This is a genomic window from Streptomyces sp. Je 1-369 (assembly GCF_026810505.1).
In the GTDB taxonomy this organism is placed as follows: domain Bacteria; phylum Actinomycetota; class Actinomycetes; order Streptomycetales; family Streptomycetaceae; genus Streptomyces.
In genome coordinates, this window is record NZ_CP101750.1 from 4,221,531 (window position 1) to 4,243,121 (window position 21,591).

18 protein-coding genes and 3 tRNA genes are annotated in these 21,591 nt (G+C 69.7%); 11 read left to right on the forward strand and 10 right to left on the reverse strand.

Annotated features, from left to right (window positions below):
- Positions 1–7 precede the first annotated feature (7 nt).
- From NOO62_RS19160 to NOO62_RS19185, 6 genes are all read left to right on the forward strand, one after another.
- A complete protein-coding gene (locus tag NOO62_RS19160; RefSeq protein WP_268772111.1) occupies positions 8–1,750 on the forward strand; it encodes an asparagine synthetase B family protein in 1,743 nt (580 codons plus the stop codon).
- Positions 1,743–2,363, forward strand: coding sequence for an alpha/beta hydrolase (locus NOO62_RS19165; RefSeq protein WP_268772112.1), 621 nt, complete (start codon positions 1,743–1,745; stop codon positions 2,361–2,363). Before NOO62_RS19160 ends, NOO62_RS19165 begins: the two co-directional genes overlap by 8 nt.
- A 3-nt stretch (positions 2,364–2,366) precedes the next feature.
- Positions 2,367–2,825: an NUDIX hydrolase gene (locus NOO62_RS19170; RefSeq protein WP_268772114.1), complete on the forward strand. Its 459-nt coding sequence runs from the start codon at positions 2,367–2,369 to the stop codon at positions 2,823–2,825.
- Between the two features lie 141 nt (positions 2,826–2,966).
- A complete protein-coding gene (locus tag NOO62_RS19175; RefSeq protein WP_268772115.1) occupies positions 2,967–4,832 on the forward strand; it encodes a BTAD domain-containing putative transcriptional regulator in 1,866 nt (621 codons plus the stop codon).
- A 72-nt stretch (positions 4,833–4,904) separates the two neighbouring features.
- Positions 4,905–4,979 (forward strand) — tRNA-Asp (locus tag NOO62_RS19180).
- 24 nt (positions 4,980–5,003) lie between these two features.
- Positions 5,004–5,077 (forward strand) — tRNA-Phe (locus NOO62_RS19185).
- Between the two features lie 14 nt (positions 5,078–5,091).
- Here the strand turns inward: NOO62_RS19185 and NOO62_RS19190 are convergent.
- The 4 genes from NOO62_RS19190 to NOO62_RS19205 form a co-directional block, all read right to left on the reverse strand.
- The gene (locus tag NOO62_RS19190) at positions 5,092–6,192 is read right to left on the reverse strand and encodes an ABC transporter permease (protein ID WP_268772116.1); all 1,101 of its coding nucleotides are present in this window, start codon (positions 6,190–6,192) and stop codon (positions 5,092–5,094) included.
- Positions 6,193–6,225: 33 nt separating this feature from the next.
- Positions 6,226–7,149, reverse strand: coding sequence for a cytochrome c biogenesis CcdA family protein (locus NOO62_RS19195; protein WP_268772118.1), 924 nt, complete (start codon positions 7,147–7,149; stop codon positions 6,226–6,228).
- Entirely contained in the window at positions 7,146–7,955 is an 810-nt protein-coding gene (locus tag NOO62_RS19200) for a DsbA family protein (RefSeq protein WP_268772119.1), read from the reverse strand. Before NOO62_RS19200 ends, NOO62_RS19195 begins: the two co-directional genes overlap by 4 nt.
- A gap of 64 nt (positions 7,956–8,019) precedes the next feature.
- Positions 8,020–8,388 (reverse strand): hypothetical protein, encoded by a 369-nt coding sequence (locus NOO62_RS19205; RefSeq protein WP_268772120.1) that lies wholly within the window; start codon positions 8,386–8,388, stop codon positions 8,020–8,022.
- An 83-nt stretch (positions 8,389–8,471) separates the two neighbouring features.
- Between NOO62_RS19205 and hrpA the strand changes: the two genes are divergently transcribed.
- From hrpA to NOO62_RS19220, 3 genes are all read left to right on the forward strand, one after another.
- The gene (gene hrpA, locus NOO62_RS19210) at positions 8,472–12,461 is read left to right on the forward strand and encodes an ATP-dependent RNA helicase HrpA (protein WP_268772121.1); all 3,990 of its coding nucleotides are present in this window, start codon (positions 8,472–8,474) and stop codon (positions 12,459–12,461) included.
- Positions 12,462–12,555: 94 nt separating this feature from the next.
- Positions 12,556–12,630 (forward strand) — tRNA-Asp (locus NOO62_RS19215).
- Between the two features lie 262 nt (positions 12,631–12,892).
- On the forward strand, positions 12,893–13,138 hold the full coding sequence (locus NOO62_RS19220; protein ID WP_268772122.1) for a DUF6274 family protein: 246 nt from the start codon (positions 12,893–12,895) through the stop codon (positions 13,136–13,138).
- A gap of 483 nt (positions 13,139–13,621) precedes the next feature.
- Here the strand turns inward: NOO62_RS19220 and bldC are convergent, their stop codons facing one another.
- Positions 13,622–13,828: a developmental transcriptional regulator BldC gene (gene bldC, locus NOO62_RS19225; RefSeq protein ID WP_003949541.1), complete on the reverse strand. Its 207-nt coding sequence runs from the start codon at positions 13,826–13,828 to the stop codon at positions 13,622–13,624.
- A gap of 466 nt (positions 13,829–14,294) precedes the next feature.
- Entirely contained in the window at positions 14,295–15,140 is an 846-nt protein-coding gene (locus tag NOO62_RS19230) for a hypothetical protein (RefSeq protein WP_268772123.1), read from the reverse strand.
- A 152-nt stretch (positions 15,141–15,292) separates the two neighbouring features.
- Here NOO62_RS19230 and NOO62_RS19235 point away from each other — a divergent pair, with 152 nt between their 5' ends.
- Both NOO62_RS19235 and NOO62_RS19240 read left to right on the forward strand, forming a co-directional pair.
- Positions 15,293–16,369 (forward strand): Leu/Phe/Val dehydrogenase, encoded by a 1,077-nt coding sequence (locus NOO62_RS19235; RefSeq protein ID WP_268772124.1) that lies wholly within the window; start codon positions 15,293–15,295, stop codon positions 16,367–16,369.
- A gap of 316 nt (positions 16,370–16,685) precedes the next feature.
- Positions 16,686–16,940 carry a DUF3073 domain-containing protein gene (locus tag NOO62_RS19240; protein ID WP_055568369.1) on the forward strand — a complete coding sequence of 85 codons (255 nt, stop codon included), beginning with the start codon at positions 16,686–16,688 and terminating at the stop codon, positions 16,938–16,940.
- Positions 16,941–17,056: 116 nt separating this feature from the next.
- Here the strand turns inward: NOO62_RS19240 and purM are convergent, their stop codons facing one another.
- From purM to NOO62_RS19260, 4 genes are all read right to left on the reverse strand, one after another.
- A complete protein-coding gene (gene purM, locus NOO62_RS19245; RefSeq protein ID WP_268772125.1) occupies positions 17,057–18,130 on the reverse strand; it encodes a phosphoribosylformylglycinamidine cyclo-ligase in 1,074 nt (357 codons plus the stop codon).
- Positions 18,131–18,166: 36 nt separating this feature from the next.
- On the reverse strand, positions 18,167–19,693 hold the full coding sequence (gene purF, locus NOO62_RS19250) for an amidophosphoribosyltransferase (protein WP_268772126.1): 1,527 nt from the start codon (positions 19,691–19,693) through the stop codon (positions 18,167–18,169).
- A gap of 178 nt (positions 19,694–19,871) precedes the next feature.
- On the reverse strand, positions 19,872–20,726 hold the full coding sequence (locus tag NOO62_RS19255; protein ID WP_268772127.1) for an META domain-containing protein: 855 nt from the start codon (positions 20,724–20,726) through the stop codon (positions 19,872–19,874).
- Positions 20,727–20,787: 61 nt separating this feature from the next.
- Positions 20,788–21,588: a maleylpyruvate isomerase family mycothiol-dependent enzyme gene (locus NOO62_RS19260; RefSeq protein WP_268772128.1), complete on the reverse strand. Its 801-nt coding sequence runs from the start codon at positions 21,586–21,588 to the stop codon at positions 20,788–20,790.
- Positions 21,589–21,591 lie beyond the last annotated feature (3 nt).

The following is a 21,591-nucleotide window of genomic DNA, read 5'->3' on the forward strand; positions in this document are numbered from 1 at the left end:
GTGCGGCGTGGTGGGTGTCTCGCTGAGACCGCACGCGGGGAAGCGGTCGGCGAGCGAAGTCGCCGCCGGGGTCCTCGAACAGCTACGGCACCGCGGACCGGACGGCCTCGGCCTCGTCGACCACGGGACCGCGGCCCTGGGGATGGCCCGGCTCCGGGTACGGAGCAGACCGCTGGATTCCGTGCCCTTCGCCGGATCAGGTGCCGTCTTCGCGTTCAACGGGGAGGTCTACCGTGCCGACGGCGTGGTGCCGGAGGGCGGTCTCGAAGAGGCGCGGCGGGCCGGTGAGCCGGACGCGGCCACGGCGGTGGACGGGATGTACGCGGTGGTCGGCGGGGACCCCGACGGGACGCTGCGAGCGGTGCGCGACCCGCTGGGCATCAAACCTCTCTACCTGCGCGAAGCACCGGAAGGCGTTGCGGTCGCTTCCGAGGTGGGGCCGCTGGTGGATGTCTTCGGCCGGGCTCCGGTCCGACCGGCGGCGTTCGCGCAGTTCCTGCTCAGTGGGCGCCGGGTCGTCGACGGCGGATCGTTCTTCGAGGGGATCAGAGCGGTCAGGCCGGGAGAGCGGCTGACGCTGCGCGACGGGCGGATCACCCGGTCGGTCCCGGCACGCCCGGCGCCCTGTGCCCCCGGCATGCCCGAGGCGGCGGAGCTGCGGGCCGCCCTCGAGACGGCTGTCGACCGGATGCTCCTGACCGATCGCCGTGTGGGCCTCGCCGTCAGCGGTGGCTTGGATTCCACCCTGGTCGCCCGGCTGCTCGCGCGGCGCGGCATCCGCGATCTGCCCACGGTCAGCGTCCTGCCCCAGGACACCGGCGACGGGGTCCGCGACCTCAGCGACCTGGGTCTTTCCGATGCCGTCATCGACACCTGGCAGCACCACTCGACTTCGTTCGGCCCGGCCGACCTGCTCGCCGGGCTGCCAGCCGCGGTCCGGTCGCTCGGTGAACCGGTGGCCATGTCGAGCCTGCCGATGTACCGGGCACTGGCGAAGCTGGCCGGAGCCGCTGGGATCACGGTGCTGCTGGTCGGCGAAGGAGCGGACGAGCTGTTCGCGGGCTACCACCGCTACCGGGCGCTCTACGCCGGTGAGTTCACCGATCCCGTCGACTTCTACCTCCCGTACGAGCGGCTGGAACTCGTCACCGCCCTACTCGGAGGAGACGCGTGTGCCGACGCCACCGGAGAACTGAGGAGAGCGGTGGGCCGGTCGAGGGAGGCCGCCGCCGAACGCCTCGGCATCGAGCCCACCGTCATCGACGTGGTGCGGGAGCACGAGTACGAGCACAGCCTCGAACCGCTGCTGCGCCGCACCGACCACCTGTTGATGGCTGAGGGCATCGAAGGCAGAACGCCCTTCCTGCACGGTGGAGTCGCCGAGCTCGCCAGGCGGTACCCGGCACGTTCGCTGGTGCGCGGCAGCCAGACGAAGGCAGCGCTGCGCGAGGCGTTCGCCGACCTGCTCCCGCCGTCCTACCGCGTGCAGCCGAAGCAGCCCTTCCGCGCCCCCGTTCGCCAGTGGCTCCGGGGCGGCCTGCTGCCGCGGGTGGACCGGACCCTGGCCGACGCCACCGAGTCGCTGCGGCGGCTGGGTGTGCGGCCCGCCGGAATGCTGCTGTTGCGGGAGCGTCTGGCCGCCGGTGACGCGGCGGCCTGCACCCTGGCGTTCGCGCTGTTGTCCACCGTGGAGTGGCTCCACTGGCTGGACGACTCCGCGGCCAGGAGCGAGGTGCCGGTCAGTGCCTAGACACCGCCGGCTGATCGTCGCGCTGCACGGGTACGGGGGGACAGGGGCGGAGATGGCCGGAGTCCTGACCGCGGCCGTGGGCGACAGCGAGCGTCAGGACACCCGCACGGTGGTGGCAGGACCGGACGGGCCGTGCACACCCAGGTTCGCCCGGGAGGGGCGGGCCTGGTTCGAGATCTCCTCGCAGCCCTCGGTGATCGCGGATCGGTCCCGCCGGGCCGCCCCGGCCGTGGCCGAGTACATCGCACGGTTGCAGCAGCAGCACCGGGTGCAGGCGCGGCACACCGGCGTCGTGGGGTTCTCCCAGGGAGCGTCGGTGGCCGCCGCGGCGGTGGCAGGCTCGTCACTCTGCGGGCGGGCCGTGCTGGTCTGCGGTCGGATACCGGCTCCGGACAGTCGAATACCGGCGCCGAATATCGGACATGCGGTACCTGACGTATTAGTGGTGACCGGGGGGCGCGACCGATTCGTTCAACATGACGCGGTCCGCGCGGATTTGGAACGGGGATATGGTCGGCTTGCCCGCCATGTCGTGCTGCCCGAACTGGGACACGAGTTCACCGAGGAAGTCGCACGAATCGCCTTGGCCTACGTAACGAGCACGGAGAGTTGAGCCATGGACTACATCAAGGAAATGCGCGGCCTGGTGGGAACCAGACCCCTGCTTCTTCCCGGCGCACTCGTCATCGTGGAAAGGGACGACGGAAAGATCCTTCTCACCCGGCGCACCGACACGGGTGAGTGGAGCCTGCCCGGCGGCCACATGGAGCCTGGTGAGACCATCCAGGACACGGGGCGGCGCGAGGTCCGCGAGGAGACCAACATCGAGGTGGGCGAGCTGGAGCTCGTCGGCATCTTCTCCGGGAAGGATTTCTACTACAAGTACCCCAACGGGGACGAAATCTTCAAGGTCACGGTCGTCTATTCGGCGCCACTCCTGCCGAGCGAGGTCCGTCCCGATCGCAGCGAGGTTCTGGAACTCTCCTATTTCGACGTCCACCGCCTGCCCGGCGACCTCTTCGACCAGGAGCGCACCATCATCGAGGCATATGCCAAGTCCCGTGCGGCAGGGTAGCGGCGTGCGGGCAGCCCGGCCATACATCGATCCTCGAGTTCATATTTAGTTCATGAGTTCAACCTGAGTGCTACCTTCGCCCCAGCAACACCGCTGGGGACGGAGGTATTGCGCGTGACGGGGGATATTCGGCTTGGCGTATTGGGGGCTGTCCGCATCGACGGGCCGGACCGCAGCCTCGACCTGTCCTGCAAGCTGCCGGGCTACGTGCTGCGCATCCTGGCCCTGCGGCAGGGCGAGGTCGTCCCCAAGGACCGGTTGATCGACGGGATCTACGAAGGAACTCCGCCCCAGAGTGCGGACGCGCAGCTGCGCGCCCACGTCAGTGTGATCCGCAAGGCGCTCGAGCCCGGCGCTGCGGCAGTCGTCAGCGTCAACGGCGGCTACCGCCTCACGCTCTCCGCCACGGCGTCCCTGGACCTGGCCGAGTTCGAGCAGAACTGCCGTGCGGGGCTCACCGAGGTACAGGACGGACGGTGGCGGGAGGGCGAACGGACGCTCAGGCGTGCCGTGGGACTGTGGGGGGACCTCACCGTTCCCGACCCGGTGGCCGCCGGGGTCCACGGCGTCATCAACTGGCATGAGGGGCTGCATCGCACGGCGTTGGAGAACTGGGTCGAGGCACAGCTGCAACTGGGGCAGGCGGCCCTGGCCATCCCGGTCATCGAGGCCGCCGTGGAGAGCGATCCCCTCGCCGAACGGTTCCGCCGCCTGCAGCTGATCGCGCTCTACCGGGCCGGCCGGATCGACCGGGCCCTTGCGGAGTTCACCCGGCTGCGCACTCTCCTGGCCGAAGAGATGGGCCTGTCCCCGAGCCCCGAGCTGGAGCGGCTGCACGGACAGATCCTCAACCACGATCCCGCACTCGCCCCGGCCACCGAGGCGCGGCCGTCCCCGGCACCCGCCCCTCGCCAGCTCCCCGCCCGCGCCTCGGGCACCGTACGGCAGACGGACGTCGCGGCGACGACAGCCGCACTCGCCGGAAACGGGCCGCGGGACTGCCCGCCCATCGTCGTCATGGCAGGGCCGCCGAGCTTCGGGAAGTCCACCATCGCGGTGGAGGCGGCGCACCGGGCAGCCGTCGACTATCCCGACGGGCAGCTCTTCGCCGCCTTCCACGCACCCGGCGTCGGGGCGGCCACCGCGCACGAGATCCTCGGCCGGTTCCTCTGCGACCTCGGTCTCGGTGCTGCGGAGATCCCGCGCACGCCGCAGGAGCGAGCCGTCCGCTTCCGCTCGCGGACCGCGGGCAGGCGCCTGCTCATCATCCTGGACAACGTGAGCGCGGCGGCCCAGGTCGAGCTGCTGCTCCCCTCGGAACCACGGTGCGCCGTGCTCATCACGGCCCGCACCGCCCTGTGCGGGCTCCCGCAGGTGACGCACCGGATCGCCATACGGCAGGTCACGGCCGGTGAGTCACTCTCCTTGCTCGAATCCCATGTGGGCCGCTCCCGGGTGCGGACGGAACCGGAGGAGGTGCGGCGGGTCCTGCAAGTGTGTGCCGGCTCCATGCTTGCTCTGGACACGCTCGGCGCACGGATGGCCGCCCGGCCGGACCAGCGCTTCTCCCAGGTCGCGGAGCGGCTCACCCATGACGGCACCCGCCTCGACGAGTTCGAGGTCGGCGGACGCGGCGTGCGCGGCACCCTGGCGCTCAGGTACGGCCGACTCCCCGCCGAGGCGCGGGCCACCCTGCGCAAGCTCTGCTACCTGGGTGCCGCCGAGTTCCCGCTCCAAGCCGTCGCGGCGCTCGAGGGCCTCAGCCTGGTCGAGGCCGAGGACCGCCTCGACCCCCTCCTCGAGACGCACTTCGTCACCGTCTCTCGCGTCGCGGACGGCCAAACGTGGTTCCACGTGCACGAACTCACGCTCGCCTTCGGCCTGGAACGCGCCACCGTCGAAGATCCCCCCGACTTCCGGCAGGAGACGGCCGACCGCGCCTACGGCCTGGTCCATTCGCTGAGCCCGCACACCCAGCTGCGCGGCGACGAGGAACTCGCCAGATGAGGCTCCCTCACGTGAGGGAATCCGTTGGGGGCACGCGACACCTTGTGCGAGACTGGTGCCCGCACAACGCTTGGTCCTGTGGAGCAGTTTGGAGTGCTCGCCACCCTGTCAAGGTGGAGGCCGCGGGTTCAAATCCCGTCAGGACCGCTTGCGATTCCACGCGGATCGCGTGGCTGGGTAGCTCAGTTGGTACGAGCGATCGCCTGAAAAGCGATAGGTCGCCGGTTCGATCCCGGCCCCAGCCACTTCCTCGCCTCTCTCACATCCCCGCGTGGGCCGGTGCCGAGACCCGGCCCCCCGGATGGCGGTGCCGCCACACCCAGAACACCGTCGAGGACACCAGCGCCCACGCCGCGAGCACCAGGAACGGGAACGCGTGCTGGTGGCCGCCGAAATAGACCGCCGTGTGCTGCGCGTTCACCGACGCCCCCGGCGGCAGCCACTGCCCGATGTGGCCGAGCACGGAGGGCAGCAGCGGCCACGACACCGCGCCGCCGGACGACGGGTTCCCCAGGAGCACCATCAGGCCCCACGTCGGGATCATCGCCCAGCGCCCGAACAGCGTGTTGAACATCGTGAAGACCATGCCCGACGCGAACATCGTCAGCGCCAGGATCAGCCAGGACTCCACGAAGGGCAGGTCCAGCGCGCCCAGCCACCAGTCCACGACCGCGGAGATGACGAACGCGCCGAGCAGCGCGTAGAGGATGGTGAACCCGATCCGCTCCGCCGGATTCAGGCCGCGCGCGTGGACGCTCAGCTGGATCGCCCCCACGAAGCCGATGATCACGGCGGCGAGGGAGATGTAGAAGATGGCGAGGCCGCGCGGGTCGCCCTCCTGGAGCGGCTTGATGTCCTTCACCGTGACGGGGACGCCGACCTTCTCGCCGACCTTCGGCGCGGTCTCCGCGAGGACCTGTGCGACGGAGGCGCCGGACGCCCCGGAGACGTCCAGCGTCACCTTGTCGCCGCCGCGGGCCACGTCGAGGATCGCGAAGACCTTCTGCTCCTCCACGTCCAGCCGGGCCGCCTCCCGGGTGTCGTACCGGTGCACCTCGAGGGAGGCGTTCAGCGCCTTCTCCATGCCGTCGAGGAAGGCCTTGCCGCGGGCCGAGTCACCCTTGTCCTTGGCGTCGACGACCGCGGTGGGGATGTGGTGCGGGGTCGGTTTCGCCATGGAGAACGTGTACGAACCGGCGAAGAGCCCGGCGGCGGCCGCCAGGATGAACACCAGCACGATCGCGGGCAGGAAGGGCGACTGCTTGAACGCGTCCCACCGCTCACCGCGGGTGGGCACGCGCCCGTGCGCGCCGTGCTGGTGTGCACCGTCCTGGTGCGGCTCCGGCTCTTGATCAGGCATACGAATACGCTAAACCACGTATACGCATCCTTCTCACTTGGTAACGGGCGAATCCTCACTAACGGACGAATCCTCGGTAACGGACGAGCGTTCGGTAACGGATGAACGCTCGGTAACGGACGAATCCGACCCACCGCTCTCGCGCCTGCGCCACCCGCGTACCCCGAGCACCGCCCCCACCAGCACCACGACCCCTACCAGCAGCACCGAGTCCGGCACCGCACGGCCGAGGTCCCCCGCCCACTGCTCCACCGCGAAGGAGTCGTCCACGCCGAGCAGCCCGGGCAGTGCGGTCGTCCCGTCGTACGCGAGGAACAGCGCGCCCAGAGCGATGAAGAAGAGGCCGGACAGCAGCGACGTCGTGTGCAGTTCGAACCGCCCGAGCCGGCACGTCCGGCCCCGCAGCCACCTGCGCCGACCCAGGTCGAACCGCTCCCAGAGCAGGGCGAGCACGAAGAGCGGCACGGCCATCCCGAGCGCGTACACGGCGAGCAGCAGCCCTCCGTACACCGGGCTTCCGCTCACCGCGGCCACCGTCAGGACGCTGCCGAGGATCGGCCCCGCGCAGAACCCGGCGAGCCCGTACACCGCGCCCAGCGCGTACACGGAGAACGCCGTGGTCGGGCGGATGCGGCCCGAGAGCTCCGCCATCCGCCGCGAGGCGAAGCCCATGCCGAGGATCTGGAGCGCGCCGAGCCCGATGATCAGCCAGCCCGCGACGAGCACCAGCTGGTCGCGGTGGCCGAAGAAGAAGCGCCCGGCGTAGGACCCGGCGGCGCCGAGCGGCACCAGGGTCGTCGCGAGTCCCGCGTAGAAGATGCCGGTGCGGGCGACGAGCCGTGAGGTGGAGTCGATGGAGTAGGCGAAGAACGCGGGCAGGAGCAGGGCGCTGCACGGGCTGACCAGGGCGAGGAGGCCGCCAAGGAACGCGGCGAAGTACCCGACGTCGGCGGTCACTCGGAACCCTTGCCCTTGCCGGCGGCCGGCTTCGCGCTCTTCGCCGCCGACTCGATGGCCTGGTGGAAGACCTGGTCCGGCTGGGCGCCCGAGATGGGCCGCCCGTTGATCACGAAGGAGGGCGTCGCGGCGGCGCCGAGGCCGTACGCCTCCTCCTGGTCCTTCTTCACGGCGCTCTTCGCCGCGTCGCTCCCCGCGTCGGTGACGAAGCGGTCGACGTCCTTGACCCCGGCGTCCTCGGCGAGCTCCTTCAGGCGGCTGTCGCCGAAGCCCTTCTCCTTCGAGCCCTCGGCGTACGCGGCCTCGTGGAACTGCCAGAAGCGCCCCTGCCTGCCCGCCGCCCACGCGGCGCGCGCGGCCCGCTCGGAGTCCGCGCCGAAGATCGGGAAGTTGCGCCATTCGATGCGCAGGGTGCCGTCCTCGACGTACTTCTTCACGAGGCCCGGCTCGGTGTCGCGGGCGAACTTGCCGCAGAAGCCGCACTTGAAGTCGGCGTACTCGACCATCACGACGGGCGCGTCCGCGCGGCCCTGCGCGAGCGGGTCCTTGCCGTCGCGCCGGGCGAGCTTCTCCAGCTCGGGGTAGACGCCGGCCTGCGATTCGGTGGAGGGCGCGGCGCCCGCGGCTTCCTCCTTGACGGTGCCGCCATGGGAGGAGGAGTCGGCGGGCTTGGTCGCCGTGTACGAGGCGACGCCGAGCAGCGCCGCGGCGACAGCGACACCCGCGCCGATGGCGATGTTGCGGCTCTTCTTGTTGCCGTTCCTGGGAGCGTTCTTGTTGCCGTTCTTGGGGTCGTTCTTGGGCATCAGAGCGGTCTCTCTTGTCCTGTTGTACGTCGATGAAGGGGCCCCTGGTGCAGACAGGGGCCTCCTACACGCGCAGGACCGAGAGATCGACGGGTGAGAGCGGTACGAGCTCGGGCGGCCCGCGTACCGGGGTGAGGTCGAGGAACGCCTGGTCGGCGCCCCAGGAGCCGGTCGCGCCGTGGGCCTGGCAGAGCGCGGGGAGCAGTTCGTGCGGGGAGTTCGTGCGCGGCGGCGCGGCCGGGCCCTGCTCACCGTCTCCCTGCACGCCCTTCCCGCAGCCCGGCTGTGCGTGGCCGTCGACCGCGGAGGCCGCGGGGCTCACGGTCGCCGTCACCGTCGCCGTCGCCGTCGCCGCGGGGGCGCAGAACAGCCCGAGCACGATGAGGAGCGCCCCCGCCAGGGGGCTCCAGAGCGTGCGCGCGCGGGACGACATGCCCGGAATCGTACGTGCCGGGGCGGCCCGCGGAGGAAATCGGTTCGCCACTGCCGAGTCGCGGGTGAGATCCTGGACGCCGTATGTCTACGCAGCCCGCCCTTGCCCTCGACGCCCTCGCCCCCCGACTCTCCGAGCTCTCGCTGCGCGACGAGCACCGGATCGGCCGGCGGCTGGAGGGTGCCCGCCGCATCCGTAAGCCCGAGGCCCGCGCCGCCGTCCTCGCCGAGATCGCGGCGGACGTGGAGAAGGCCGAGGCCCGGATGGCCGAGCGCGGCTCCCGCCTGCCCGTGATCACGTATCCGGAGCAGCTGCCGGTCAGCCAGAAGAAGGACGAGATCGCCGAGGCGATCCGCGACCACCAGGTCGTGATCGTCGCCGGTGAGACCGGGTCGGGCAAGACCACGCAGATCCCGAAGATCTGCATGGAGCTCGGCCGGGGCGTGCGCGGCATGATCGGCCACACGCAGCCCCGCCGCATCGCGGCCCGCACGGTCGCCGAGCGCGTGGCGGAAGAGCTGAACACTCCGCTGGGCGAGGCCGTCGGCTGGAAGGTGCGTTTCACCGACCAGGTCGGCACGGGCACGTTCGTGAAGCTGATGACGGACGGCATCCTGCTCGCCGAGATCCAGACGGACCGCGAGCTGCGCGCGTACGACACGATCATCATCGACGAGGCCCACGAGCGGTCGCTCAACATCGACTTCCTGCTCGGGTACCTCGCCCAGCTGCTGCCGAAGCGCCCGGACCTGAAGGTCGTGATCACCTCCGCGACCATCGACCCCGAGCGTTTCTCGCGCCACTTCGGGGACGCGCCGATCGTCGAGGTCAGCGGACGCACGTATCCGGTGGAAGTCCGTTACCGCCCGCTCCTCGAAGAGGACTCGGACGACTCCGACCGCGACCAGATCACCGCGATCACGGACGCCGTCGAGGAGCTCCAGGCCGAGGGCAAGGGCGACATCCTCGTCTTCCTCTCCGGAGAGCGCGAGATCCGGGACACGGCGGACGCGCTGAACAAGAAGAACCTTCGGTTCACGGAGGTACTCCCGCTCTACGCCCGGCTCTCGCACGCCGAGCAGCACCGCGTCTTCCAGCAGCACACGGGCCGCCGCATCGTCCTCGCGACGAACGTCGCCGAGACCTCGCTGACCGTCCCCGGCATCAAGTACGTGATCGACCCGGGCACGGCCCGCATCTCCCGCTACAGCCACCGCACGAAGGTGCAGCGCCTGCCCATCGAGGCGATCAGCCAGGCCAGCGCCAACCAGCGCAAGGGCCGCTGCGGGCGTACGTCGGACGGCATCTGCATCCGCCTGTACAGCGAGGACGACTTCGTCTCGCGCCCCGAGTTCACGGACGCGGAGATCCTCCGTACGAACCTCGCCTCCGTCATCCTCCAGATGACCGCGGCCGGCCTCGGCGACATCGAGAAGTTCCCCTTCATCGACCCGCCGGACCACCGCAACATCCGCGACGGCGTGCAGCTCCTCCAGGAACTGGGCGCGCTCGACCCGGAGCAGAAGGACCCGAAGAAGCGGCTCACCGAGCAGGGCCGCAAGCTCAGCCAGCTCCCCGTCGACCCGCGCCTGGCCCGGATGGTCCTGGAGGCCGACAAGAACGGCTGCGTGCGCGAGGTCATGGTGATCGCCGCCGCGCTCTCCATCCAGGACCCGCGCGAGCGCCCCGCGGAGAAGCAGGCGCAGGCCGACCAGCAGCACGCCCGCTTCAAGGACGAGACGAGCGACTTCCTCGCCTTCCTCAACCTGTGGCGGTACGTGCGGGAGCAGCAGAAGGAGCGCGGCTCCTCGTCCTTCCGGCGCATGTGCAAGGCGGAGTACCTGAACTTCCTGCGGATCCGCGAGTGGCAGGACATCTACTCGCAGCTGCGCACGGTCGCCAAGCAGATGGGCATCCACCTCAACGAGGAGGACGCCCCCGAGCAGCACGTGCACATCTCGCTCCTGTCCGGCCTGCTCTCCCACATCGGGATGAAGGACGTGAAGGAGTCGAAGGAGAGCAAGGAGAAGGACCCGAAGCAGCGCGGCGGCGGACGCAACGAGTACATCGGCGCCCGCAACGCCAAGTTCGCGGTCTTCCCCGGCTCCGCGCTCTTCAAGAAGCCCCCGCGCTTCATCATGTCCGCCGAGCTGGTGGAGACCTCGCGCCTGTGGGCGCGGGTGAACGCGCGTATCGAGCCGGAGTGGGTCGAGCCGCTCGCCCAGCACCTCCTGAAGCGGACGTACAGCGAGCCGCACTGGGAGAAGGACCAGGCGGCGGTCATGGCGATAGAGAAGGTCACGCTGTACGGCGTCCCGATCGTCACCGACCGCAAGGTGAACTACGGCCGCATCGACCCCGAGGTCTCCCGCGACCTGTTCATCCGCAACGCGCTGGTCGAGGGCGACTGGCGCACGCACCACAAGTTCTTCGCCGCCAACCGCAGGCTCCTGACCGAGGTCGAGGAGCTGGAGCACCGGGCCCGGCGCCGCGACATCCTCGTCGACGACGAGACGCTCTTCGACTTCTACGACCAGCGGGTCCCCGAACACGTCGTGTCGGGGGCGCATTTCGACTCCTGGTGGAAGAAGGAGCGATCCGCGGCGGGAGGCGAGCCGGAGCTGCTCGACTTCGAGCGGTCGATGCTGATCAATGAGAAGGCGGGGGACGTCTCCAAGGACGACTACCCCGACTCGTGGCGCCAGGGGCAGCTCAAGTTCAAGGTGACGTACCAGTTCGAGCCGGGTGCGGACGCGGACGGCGTGACGGTCCACATCCCGCTCCAGGTCCTGAACCAGGTCACCGACGACGGCTTCGACTGGCAGATCCCGGGCCTGCGCGAGGACGTGGTCATCGAGCTCATCCGCTCCCTGCCGAAGCCCATCCGCCGCAACTACGTGCCCGCGCCGAACTTCGCGAAGGCGTTCCTGGAGCGTGCGGTGCCGTTGCAGGAGCCGCTGCACGTCACGCTGGCGCGCGAGCTGCAGCGGATGGTCGGCGTGCCGGTGGCGCCGGACGACTTCGATCTGACGCGCGTGCCCGACCACTTGAAGATCACGTTCCGGATCACCGACGAGCGGCGCAAGAAGCTCGCCGAGGACAAGGACCTCGAAGCCCTCAAGGTCCGCCTCAAGCCGAAGGCCCGCAAGGCGCTCTCGCAGGCGGCCGCGGCGACGGCCGAGCGGACGGGCGGGGCGGCCGTGGAGCGCACGGGCCTCACGGACTGGACGCTCGGCACGCTCGCACGCGTCTTCGAGACGCGCCGCGCGGGCCAGCCGGTGAAGGCGTACCCGGCGCTGGTGGACGACGGCGACACCGTCTCCGTACGCCTCTTCGACACGGAGGCGGAGCAGCTCCGGGCGATGTGGCGGGGCTTGCGGCGCCTCATCCTGCGCAACATCCCCGTCAATCCGGCCAAGTTCGCCTCCGACAAGCTGAGCAACCAGCAGAAGCTCGCCCTGTCCGCGAACCCGCACGGCTCCATGCAGGCCCTCTTCGACGACTGCGCGATGGCCGCCGCGGACAAGCTGATCGCGGACTTCGGCGGGCCCGTCTGGGACGAGGAGTCGTACCGCAAGCTCTTCGACAAGGTGCGGGCGGAGATCGTCGACACGACCGTGCACGCGGTCGCCCAGGTGCAGCAGGTCCTCGCCGCGTGGCAGGCGTGCGAGCGCCGGCTGAAGTCGGCGAAGAGCCCGGCACTCCTCGCGAACCTCTCGGACGTACGGGAGCAGTTGAACTCCCTCATCAAGCCCGGCTTCGTGACGGAGACAGGGCTGCGGCGGCTGCCGGACCTGATGCGGTACATGGTGGCGGCGGACCGGCGCCTCCAGCAGATGCCGACGAACGTCCAGCGGGACACCACGCGCATGGAGAAGGTCCGCGAGATGCGCGACGAATACCTGTGGCTGCTCGAACAGATGCCGCAGGGCAGGCCGGTGCCGCAGGAGGTTCTGGACATCCGCTGGATGATCGAGGAGCTCCGCGTCAGCTACTTCGCGCACGCGCTGGGCACGGCGTACCCCGTCTCGGACAAGCGGATCGTGAAGGCGATCGACGCGGCGGTGCCGTGACCGGGTGACCGCACACGGTGAGTTCGACCGCCGGGCCTGCGCTGCTGTACAGTCTCATCTCGCAGCACAACGCAACACCAAGTGCCGCGAGCAAGGTCCTGTGGAGCAGTTTGGAGTGCTCGCCACCCTGTCAAGGTGGAGGCCGCGGGTTCAAATCCCGTCAGGACCGCAGCAAGAGAAGGGCCGCACCCGAGGTGCGGCCCTTCTTGCGTTCCCGCCCACCCCAAGGCCGCGCCCGCGGCGGAGCCGCAATCAGACACAGCAAATCCCGTCAGGACCGCAGCAGAAGAGGGGCCGCACCGTCAAGGTGCGGCCCCTTCTCGTGCGTTCCCCGCGCGCGGCCCGTTGTGGTGCCCGCGTCTTGACTCCGTCACATTCCGCCGGTACCCCGGACATCAGGGAGCCGCGGGAGGCTCCCCAGGAGGTGACGCATGTCCGCTTCTTCCTCATCCGCACGGCACGAGACGCGCGCCCTGCTGCGCGCGCACCTCGCGGCGGCCACCAGATACCGCCACGTGACCCGGCACTGCCCGATCTGCCACCGACTGCTGAGACTCGCCCTGGAGCCCTCTCAGCGCGTCTACGGCGAGCACGAGGCCCCCGAGGCGGCCTTCGTCCGCGAGAGCGCCACAGCCGCCCGTACCGAGGCGGGGGACGAAAGTCCTCCCGACGCATGACCAAAGACGACGCGCGGGGCCCCCACCCGGTGGGAGGCTGAGAGGTGTAGGGCCCCTCTAGCGCAGGGGTGTCGTGCGCAACAAGCTTCACGACGTGTGACGGGTGTCACCGAACAAGTTTTAGGAACCCCGGAACTTACACCCTCCCTACAATGAGCCAATTTAATATGTGCAATTGCACCACCCCCCGGACGCGCCCCCGGCGCCCTTCCCGGGCCCCGGGCCGAGACTCCCCAGAGACCAACAGGGCCGCTCAGACCCCGCCCACCAGCGCGTCCTCGGCGCACAAAAAAGATCGCGCTGGACCCGGCGGAGTCCAGCGCGATCGAAACGACGCACCCAAGTGAGTCAGGCGTGGGCCCCGTTGGGGCAGGACCCTCGTCGTGTGTAGCCATATGTCGGACGTACGGCCAGGTTGGGGGACCTGGCAGCAGTGGTGCTCTTCGCCCGAGTTGTGCGGGTTACTGCAGGTTGAGCGGTACGTCAGGCCTCGCTGCGCTGCTGCGGAATACCCGCGAGCAGTGCGCGGACCTCAGCCTCGCGGTACCGGCGGTGTCCGCCGAGCGTGCGAATCGACGTGAGCTTGCCAGCCTTGGCCCAGCGCGTCACCGTCTTCGGGTCGACGCGGAACATCGTGGCGACCTCAGCCGGGGTCAGCAGCGGCTCGGCATCAGGGGTGCGAGCGGTCATGAGCGGCCTCCTCGGGAGAACCGAACCTTCTCGGTTCATTCCTCTAAATTCTGCACCTTGACCCGCGTTGCCCGAAATGGCGGACGCGAGTCGAGTCGGTTATAGGACGAACGGCTTGTCCTCGGCACTACAACTACACCATCCGTCCAGCCGCGTCGGCCAAACCGATGGAATTGCCCTCCCAGGTGTTCATCACCGACGGAAGCCGATGGACCATGCCATAGCGGACAGTCACGCCACAGTGACGATCAGTCACAGAGCGATCAGGAGTCAACAGACCCCCCATAGAGTGCAATGCTGAGCATTCCGCCCGTAGTTGGGCGGAAGGAGCCCTCCCCGGACTCCTTGTCCTATTTTGGCACGAGGAGGGGTGATGGGCGCAAGGGTGCAGTTAGTGCGGTCCGTCACGCTTGAGGCAAAGGCCCGGATCGGGACCTACGTCCTGGCACCGGGGCGACCGGAGACCTCAGTTCGCGAACTGAAGGTCCCGGACCGCCCGCCATCGCTCCACGAGCCTCGCATACGCCTCGCCGGCCGCCTCGCCGTCGCCGGTGCGCAGCGCCTCGATTCCCTCGGCGACATCCGCCGCCGAGTGGTCCTCGTCGAGCTCGTCGGCGGAGACCGCGTGCACGAGCCCGCCGTAGTCGAGCTCGACCAGGGAGCGGGGGTGGAACTCCTCCAGCCACCGGCCGACGTCCACGAGCCCCTCGATGATCGGCCCCTCGTCCAGCGCGTCCCGCAGCGTCCGCAGCCCGCGCGCGACCCGGCGCCGGGCCTGCACCATCGGGGTGCGGTAGCGGAGCCCCGGCGGCTCCCCCTTCTCGTGGCTCTTCTCGTGGCTGCGCTCCTCGTCGGAGACGAGCACGAACCAGTGCAGCGGCACCTGCCACGTCGACGTACGGATCCAGGGGCGCGCGTCGGGGTTGCGCGCCAGCCACTGCTCGTAGTCCGCGACCGTCTGACGGCGGAGCACCGGGGGGAGCACCGCGTCCAGGACCGACGGGGGCAGCTGTCCCGCCAGCTCCTCCATGGCCTGCCAGCCGCGCAGCCGGGTCCGCCACGGGCAGACGTGCAGCACTCCGTCGACCTCGGCCACGAACGCGTCGTCGCTCTCGTGCACCGGCACGGGCACCGGGGGCGTGGGCAGCAGGTCGGCCAGCGAGCGGCGGAGCTCGTCCTGGCAGGAGGGCAGGCCGGGGCGGCGGGCATAGCGCGCCCAGTGGCCGCGCTCCGGCTCGGGGAAGGCGGCCAGCGGCTCGTACACACGCAGGTAGGACGCGTACGGGACCGTCACCGAAGACACCTTGGGCACGGCTCCTCTCTCCCCCGCGGACGCGCCGGAAAACGTGATCCTCGGCACCGGGAGGCCAAGGTCGGTGGACAGCCTCTAGTCTCATGCCCATCGGGCCCCGCCACCCGTACGGGAGCCCGCCCAACCGCCGCACTTGACCGGGAGTCACCACAGTGACCGAAGCAGACAACGGCGTCCTGCACACCCTGTTCCACTCGGACCAGGGAGGCCACGAGCAAGTAGTGCTCTGCCAGGACCGCGCCAGTGGCCTCAAGGCCGTGATCGCCATCCACAGCACCGCCCTGGGCCCCGCCCTCGGCGGCACCCGCTTCTACCCGTACGCGACCGAGGAAGAGGCCGTCGCCGACGTCCTGAACCTGTCGCGCGGGATGTCGTACAAGAACGCCATGGCCGGGCTCGACCACGGCGGCGGCAAGGCCGTGATCATCGGCGATCCGGACCGGATCAAGAGCGAGGAGCTGCTGCTCGCCTTCGGCCGCTGCGTCGCCTCGCTCGGCGGCCGCTACGTGACGGCCTGCGACGTCGGTACGTACGTCGCCGACATGGACGTCGTCGCGCGCGAGTGCCGCTGGACCACCGGACGCTCCCCCGAGAACGGCGGCGCGGGCGACTCCTCCGTACTCACCGCGTTCGGTGTCTACCAGGGCATGCGGGCCAGCGCAGAGCACCTGTGGGGCGACCCGTCGCTGCGCGGGCGCAAGGTCGGTGTCGCGGGCGTCGGCAAGGTGGGCCACCACCTGGTCGAGCACCTCCTGGAGGACGGCGCCGAGGTCGTCATCACGGACGTCCGCGAGGAGTCGGTGACCCGGATCGTCCACAAGCACCCGTCGGTGACGGCGGTGGCGGACACTGATGCGCTCATCCGGACCGAGGGCCTCGACATCTACGCGCCGTGTGCGCTGGGCGGCGCGCTGAACGACGACACCGTGCCGGTCCTCACCGCGAAGGTGGTGTGCGGCGCCGCGAACAACCAGCTGGCGCACCCGGGTGTGGAGAAGGACCTGGCCGACCGGTCGATCCTCTACGCGCCGGACTACGTGGTGAACGCGGGCGGCGTGATCCAGGTCGCCGACGAGCTGCACGGGTTCGACTTCGACCGGTGCAAGGCGAAGGCGTCGAAGATCTTCGACACCACGCTCGCCATATTCGCTCGCGCAAAGCAGGACGGCATCCCGCCGGCCGCGGCGGCCGACAGGATTGCCGAACAGCGCATGTCCGACGCGCGCTGAAACAGTCCGGAATCTGATCTTCCGGCGCTGTGTGACGTTTTGACAGGGCCCCGTCGACGTACAGGAGAGACAAGACTCACCCCCGTCGGCGGGTCGCCCGCCAAGAAGAGGTTAAAATCGCAGTTGACCAGCGAGGACGGGGCTCCTTGAGGGTCGTGCGCCGAGGCGCGTCCTGCGGGCGACGTACCGTATGGCCGCAGGAGCAGGTACCGTGGAAGCCCTACGGACCGGTCTCTCCACGGAGAGCCCGTTCCAGATCATGAACGCGTGTCAAGACTCTGGGGCCGTCGAGCCCCGTATCCGAGGGGGTCGAGCCATGGGGCGCGGCCGGGCAAAGGCCAAGCAGACGAAGGTCGCCCGCCAGCTGAAGTACAGCAGCGGCGGGACTGACCTCTCGCGTCTGGCCAATGAGCTGGGCGCTTCGACTTCGCAACAGCCGCCGAATGGCGAGCCGTTCGAAGACGACGACGAGGAAGACGACCCGTACGCCCAGTACGCGGATCTGTACAACGACGACGAGGACGAGGACTCCGACGAGTCCGGTCCGTCGTCGCAGCGCCGCGGCGCTTGACCTCGTTGCATACGCAGCATCTGTTGCCTACGCAGCATTCGCAGTTCTCGTAGCAACTGCACAAAACCCGGTCCGGGGTGGTCACCACACCGGACCGGGTTTTGTGCTGCCTACTACTACTTGGCGTAGTCGCCGATCAGGGCGGCGCCCGTGGCGTGCTCGCCGCGGTCCGTGATCTCGCCTGCGACCCAGGCGTCCACACCGCGGTCCGCGAGGGTGGTGAGCGCCGCGTCCGCCGACTCCTCGGGGACGATCGCGATCATGCCGACGCCCATGTTCAGCGTCTTCTCCAGTTCGAGGCGCTCGACCCGGCCGACCTGGCCGACCACGTCGAAGACCGCGCCGGGGGTCCACGTCTCACGGTCCACGATCGCGTGCAGGCCGTCCGGGATGACCCGGGCGAGGTTGGCCGCGAGGCCGCCGCCCGTGACGTGGCTGAAGGCGTGGACGTCCGTGGTGCGGGTGAGCGCCAGGCAGTCCAGGGAGTAGATCTTGGTGGGCTCCAGGAGCTCCTCGCCGAGCGTGCGGCCGAACTCCTCGATCCGGCGGTCCAGGGCCCAGCCCGCGCGGTCGAAGACCACATGCCGGACGAGCGAGTACCCGTTCGAGTGAAGACCCGAGGACGCCATGGCGATCACCGCGTCACCCTTACGGATGCGATCGGAGCCGAGGAGCCGGTCGGCCTCGACCGCGCCGGTACCGGCGCCCGCGACATCGAAGTCGTCCGGGCCGAGCAGGCCCGGGTGCTCCGCGGTCTCGCCGCCGACGAGGGAGCAGCCCGCGAGGACACAACCCTCGGCGATGCCCTTCACGATGGCGGCGACACGCTCGGGGTGGACTTTCCCGACGCAGATGTAGTCGGTCATGAAGAGCGGCTCGGCGCCGCACACCACGATGTCGTCCATGACCATCGCGACGAGGTCGTGGCCGATGGTGTCGTAGACACCCATCTGACGGGCGACGTCGACCTTGGTCCCCACGCCGTCGGTGGCGGAGGCGAGGAGCGGACGCTCGAAGCGCTTGAGGGCCGAGGCGTCGAAGAGCCCGGCGAAGCCGCCGAGGCCGCCGAGGCCCTTGACCTCGGGACGCTGGGTCTTCTTGACCCACTCCTTCATGAGCTCGACGGCGCGGTCGCCCGCCTCGATGTCTACGCCGGCGGCCGCGTAGCTGGCACCAGTGGTCTCGGGCATGGTGATTGAGAGCTTTCGTGTCGTTACTACGTGGGCTTACGGGCGACGGATCGCGTCGGCCGCTGCCGTGGACGCCGGACCGGCGGCCAGCTCCGTCTCCAGGAGCTGCTTGCCGAGCAGCTCGGGGTCGGGCAGGTCCATCGGGTACTCGCCGTCGAAGCAGGCACGGCAGAGGTTCGGCTTGTCGATGGTCGTGGCCTCGATCATGCCGTCGATGGAGATGTACGAGAGGGAGTCGGCGCCGAGCGAGGTGCCGATCTCCTCGATGGTCATGCCGTTGGCGATGAGCTCGGCGCGGGTCGCGAAGTCGATGCCGAAGAAGCACGGCCACTTCACGGGCGGGGACGAGATCCGGATGTGGACCTCGGCGGCTCCGGCCTCGCGGAGCATCTTGACCAGGGCGCGCTGGGTGTTGCCGCGGACGATCGAGTCGTCGACGACCACCAGCTTCTTGCCCTTGATGACTTCCTTGAGGGGGTTCAGCTTGAGACGGATGCCGAGCTGGCGGATCGTCTGCGAGGGCTGGATGAAGGTCCTGCCGACGTAGGCGTTCTTGACCAGGCCCGCGCCGAAGGGGATGCCGGACGCTTCCGCGTAACCGATCGCGGCGGGAGTGCCGGATTCGGGCGTCGCTATGACCAGGTCGGCCTCGACGGGAGCTTCCTTGGCGAGTTTCCGGCCCATCTCGACCCGCGAGAGGTAGACGTTCCGGCCCGCGATGTCCGTGTCGGGGCGCGCCAGGTAGACGTACTCGAAGACACAGCCCTTGGGCTTCGCTTCCGCGAATCGGGACGTTCGCAGTCCGTTCTCGTCGATCGCGACGAACTCGCCGGGCTCGATCTCGCGGACGTAGCTGGCGCCGCAGATGTCGAGCGCCGCCGACTCCGAGGCGATGACCCAGCCGCGCTCCAGGCGGCCGAGGACCAGCGGGCGGATGCCCTGCGGGTCACGGGCCGCGTACAGCGTGTTCTCGTTCATGAAGACGAGGGAGAAGGCGCCCTGCACGTCCGGGAGGACCTTGGTGGCGGCTTCTTCGATCGTCAGCGGCTTGCCGTCGTCGTCCACCTGGCCCGCGAGGAGAGCCGTCACCAGATCGGTGTCGTTGGTCGCGGCGACCTGGGTCGCGCGGCCGTTCTCCTTGGGCAGGGCGGCGACCAGCTCGGCGAGCTGGGCGGTGTTGACGAGGTTGCCGTTGTGCCCGAGCGCGATGGAGCCGTGCGCGGTGGCACGGAACGTCGGCTGGGCGTTCTCCCAGACGGAGGCACCGGTGGTCGAGTAGCGGGCGTGACCGACCGCTATATGACCCTGGAGCGAGCCGAGAGAGGTTTCGTCGAAGACCTGGGACACGAGGCCCATGTCCTTGAAGACGAGGATCTGGGAGCCGTTGCTGACCGCGATTCCCGCGGATTCCTGGCCCCGATGCTGGAGGGCATAGAGCCCGAAGTAAGTGAGCTTTGCGACCTCTTCACCCGGAGCCCAGACACCGAAGACGCCGCAAGCGTCCTGGGGGCCCTTCTCGCCGGGAAGCAGATCGTGATTGAGTCGACCGTCACCACGTGGCACGCCATCGAGTGTAGGCGAGATCGACCACTGGTCCGAATTGGGGATACGGACCCTGCACGGACCGTAATCGCGAATGCGGTGACCGGCCCGTTTGTCGAGACCTACAACAGCGCTCGGGCGGGCTTCGGCGCCTGCGGCTCGGCGGCGGCCGAACGGGCCGGGGACCTGTTGTGGCTTCCTACGAGTCCGAAGGAACGGTCTTCGCGGTGATGACCGTGCCGTCGTCCGCGGTGAGCTTCAGCGTGTCCTGCCGCACCTCGTAGCGCGCCTCGCCGTCGAAGAGCTTCAGGAGCTTGCGCTCGGTGGTCATCGCGTCGCCGGGGCACATCTTCCGGGTGGTCGCGGGCTTGCCGAAGGTGATGCGGCCGTCCTTCGCCTCCGCCGTGGCGGATACGTCGTTGCAGCCGAGGTTGCCGCTGACCTTGCCGTCGTCGCCGAAAGTGAGGTGGACCCTGCCGGACACGGCCTTCGGCAGGGTTGCCGCCGTCCTGCCGTCGCCGATGCCGTTCACCGTCCACTTGGTGCCGGTGAGGGGCGCGTCGGGCTCGGCGGGGTGCGAGGTGAAGGCCACGCGGTCTCCCTTGGCGGTGGTGAGGGTCATGCGGTCGCCGTCCACCTTCGCGGTGAACTTGCCCGCGCCGAGTGCGCGCGTGAGGTTCTCCTCGAACTTCATGCGGCCGCCGCCCTCGCAGGCCATCCTCGTCGTCTGCGTCGTACCGAAGTCCACGGTGTCGCCCTTGATCGACACGGTGGTGCCCGCCTGGTTGCAGCCGTAGCTGCCGGTGGCCTTTCCGTCCTTGCCGATCTTGAGGTAGGCGCCTTCCGGGGCGTCGTGCTTCTTGCCGCCCACGGTGAGACTCTCGACGTTCCAGCGGACGCCGGTGAGTGCCTGCTCGCTCTCCACGGAACGGCCGCCGGAGCCGCCGCCGGAGCCGCTGTCGGAGCCGGTTCCGGACTCGCTGCCGCATGCCGTGAGCAGCAGCCCCGCGGAGGCCAGCGCGGTCAGGGTGAGGGTCAGTCGCTGCGTGTGCATGGCAATGTGACGGGACAAGTGGGGGTGCCGGTTCCATCCACCGGTCCGGCGGCCGCCAGGGTCACCCCATGATCGGCAGCAGCCCCGACAGGTCCGCCCGCTCCCCGCTCGCGCTGACCTGCGCCGCGTCGAGGGCCGTCGCCCACTCCGTCCGCCCTGTCGCGAGGCGGATCCAGGTGAGCGGCTCGGTCTCGACGACGTTCGGCGGGGTGCCGCGGGTGTGCCGGGGCCCTTCGACGCACTGCACCACCGCGTACGGCGGAATCCGCACCTCCGTCGACGCGCCCGGCGCCTTCACCGCGAGGGCGTCCGCCAGCAGCCGGGCGCAGGACGCCAGGGCCTGCCGGTCGTACGGCACGTCGAGGCCGGGCACCGCGTCGTTCAAGTCGTCCGTGTGGACGGTCAGTTCGACGGTACGGGTGACCAGGAAGTCGCCGAGGGTCATGGCGCCGAAGCGCGAGGGCACCAGGCGGTCGTCGGACGCCGCGGCCAGGGACTCCTCGATGCCGGTCAGCGTGCGTGTGAACAGCTCGTCGAGGTCCGCGCCCGCCGTCTCCGCGAGCGCCCGGGTGTCCTCGTCGACCTGCGTGGCCGCGGTGACCGTGGCGAACGGCCACTCCATGAGCGGCACTTCGTGCTTCGCGGGTTCCGGCATGCCGAGGTAGCGGTGGACGGTGCCGAGAACCATCGCGAGGTGTGCGGCCAGTTCGCGTACGGTCCACTCCCCGAGCCGCGTCGGGCGGGCGAGCTGCTCGGGGGTGAGGGTGCGGACCGCGGTGCGTACGTTGCCGAACTGGGCGAGGACGGCGGTGCGGGTCTTGGCGGAATCGTACGAGCGCGTGCGCTTCTTGGCCGGTGGCATGGT

Bases quoted from the DNA above. Each gene is read 5' to 3' on its own strand.
- purM (WP_268772125.1), bottom strand. From the start codon at position 18,130: ATGCCCGAGACCACTGGTGCCAGCTACGCGGCCGCCGGCGTAGACATC.
- hrpA (WP_268772121.1), top strand. From the start codon at position 8,472: ATGTCTACGCAGCCCGCCCTTGCCCTCGACGCCCTCGCCCCCCGACTC.
- NOO62_RS19200 (WP_268772119.1), bottom strand. From the start codon at position 7,955: ATGCCCAAGAACGACCCCAAGAACGGCAACAAGAACGCTCCCAGGAAC.
- bldC (WP_003949541.1), bottom strand. From the start codon at position 13,828: ATGACCGCTCGCACCCCTGATGCCGAGCCGCTGCTGACCCCGGCTGAG.
- NOO62_RS19190 (WP_268772116.1), bottom strand. From the start codon at position 6,192: ATGCCTGATCAAGAGCCGGAGCCGCACCAGGACGGTGCACACCAGCAC.
- NOO62_RS19205 (WP_268772120.1), bottom strand. From the start codon at position 8,388: ATGTCGTCCCGCGCGCGCACGCTCTGGAGCCCCCTGGCGGGGGCGCTC.
- NOO62_RS19220 (WP_268772122.1), top strand. From the start codon at position 12,893: ATGTCCGCTTCTTCCTCATCCGCACGGCACGAGACGCGCGCCCTGCTG.
- NOO62_RS19260 (WP_268772128.1), bottom strand. From the start codon at position 21,588: ATGCCACCGGCCAAGAAGCGCACGCGCTCGTACGATTCCGCCAAGACC.
- NOO62_RS19240 (WP_055568369.1), top strand. From the start codon at position 16,686: ATGGGGCGCGGCCGGGCAAAGGCCAAGCAGACGAAGGTCGCCCGCCAG.
- NOO62_RS19170 (WP_268772114.1), top strand. From the start codon at position 2,367: ATGGACTACATCAAGGAAATGCGCGGCCTGGTGGGAACCAGACCCCTG.
- NOO62_RS19255 (WP_268772127.1), bottom strand. From the start codon at position 20,726: ATGCACACGCAGCGACTGACCCTCACCCTGACCGCGCTGGCCTCCGCG.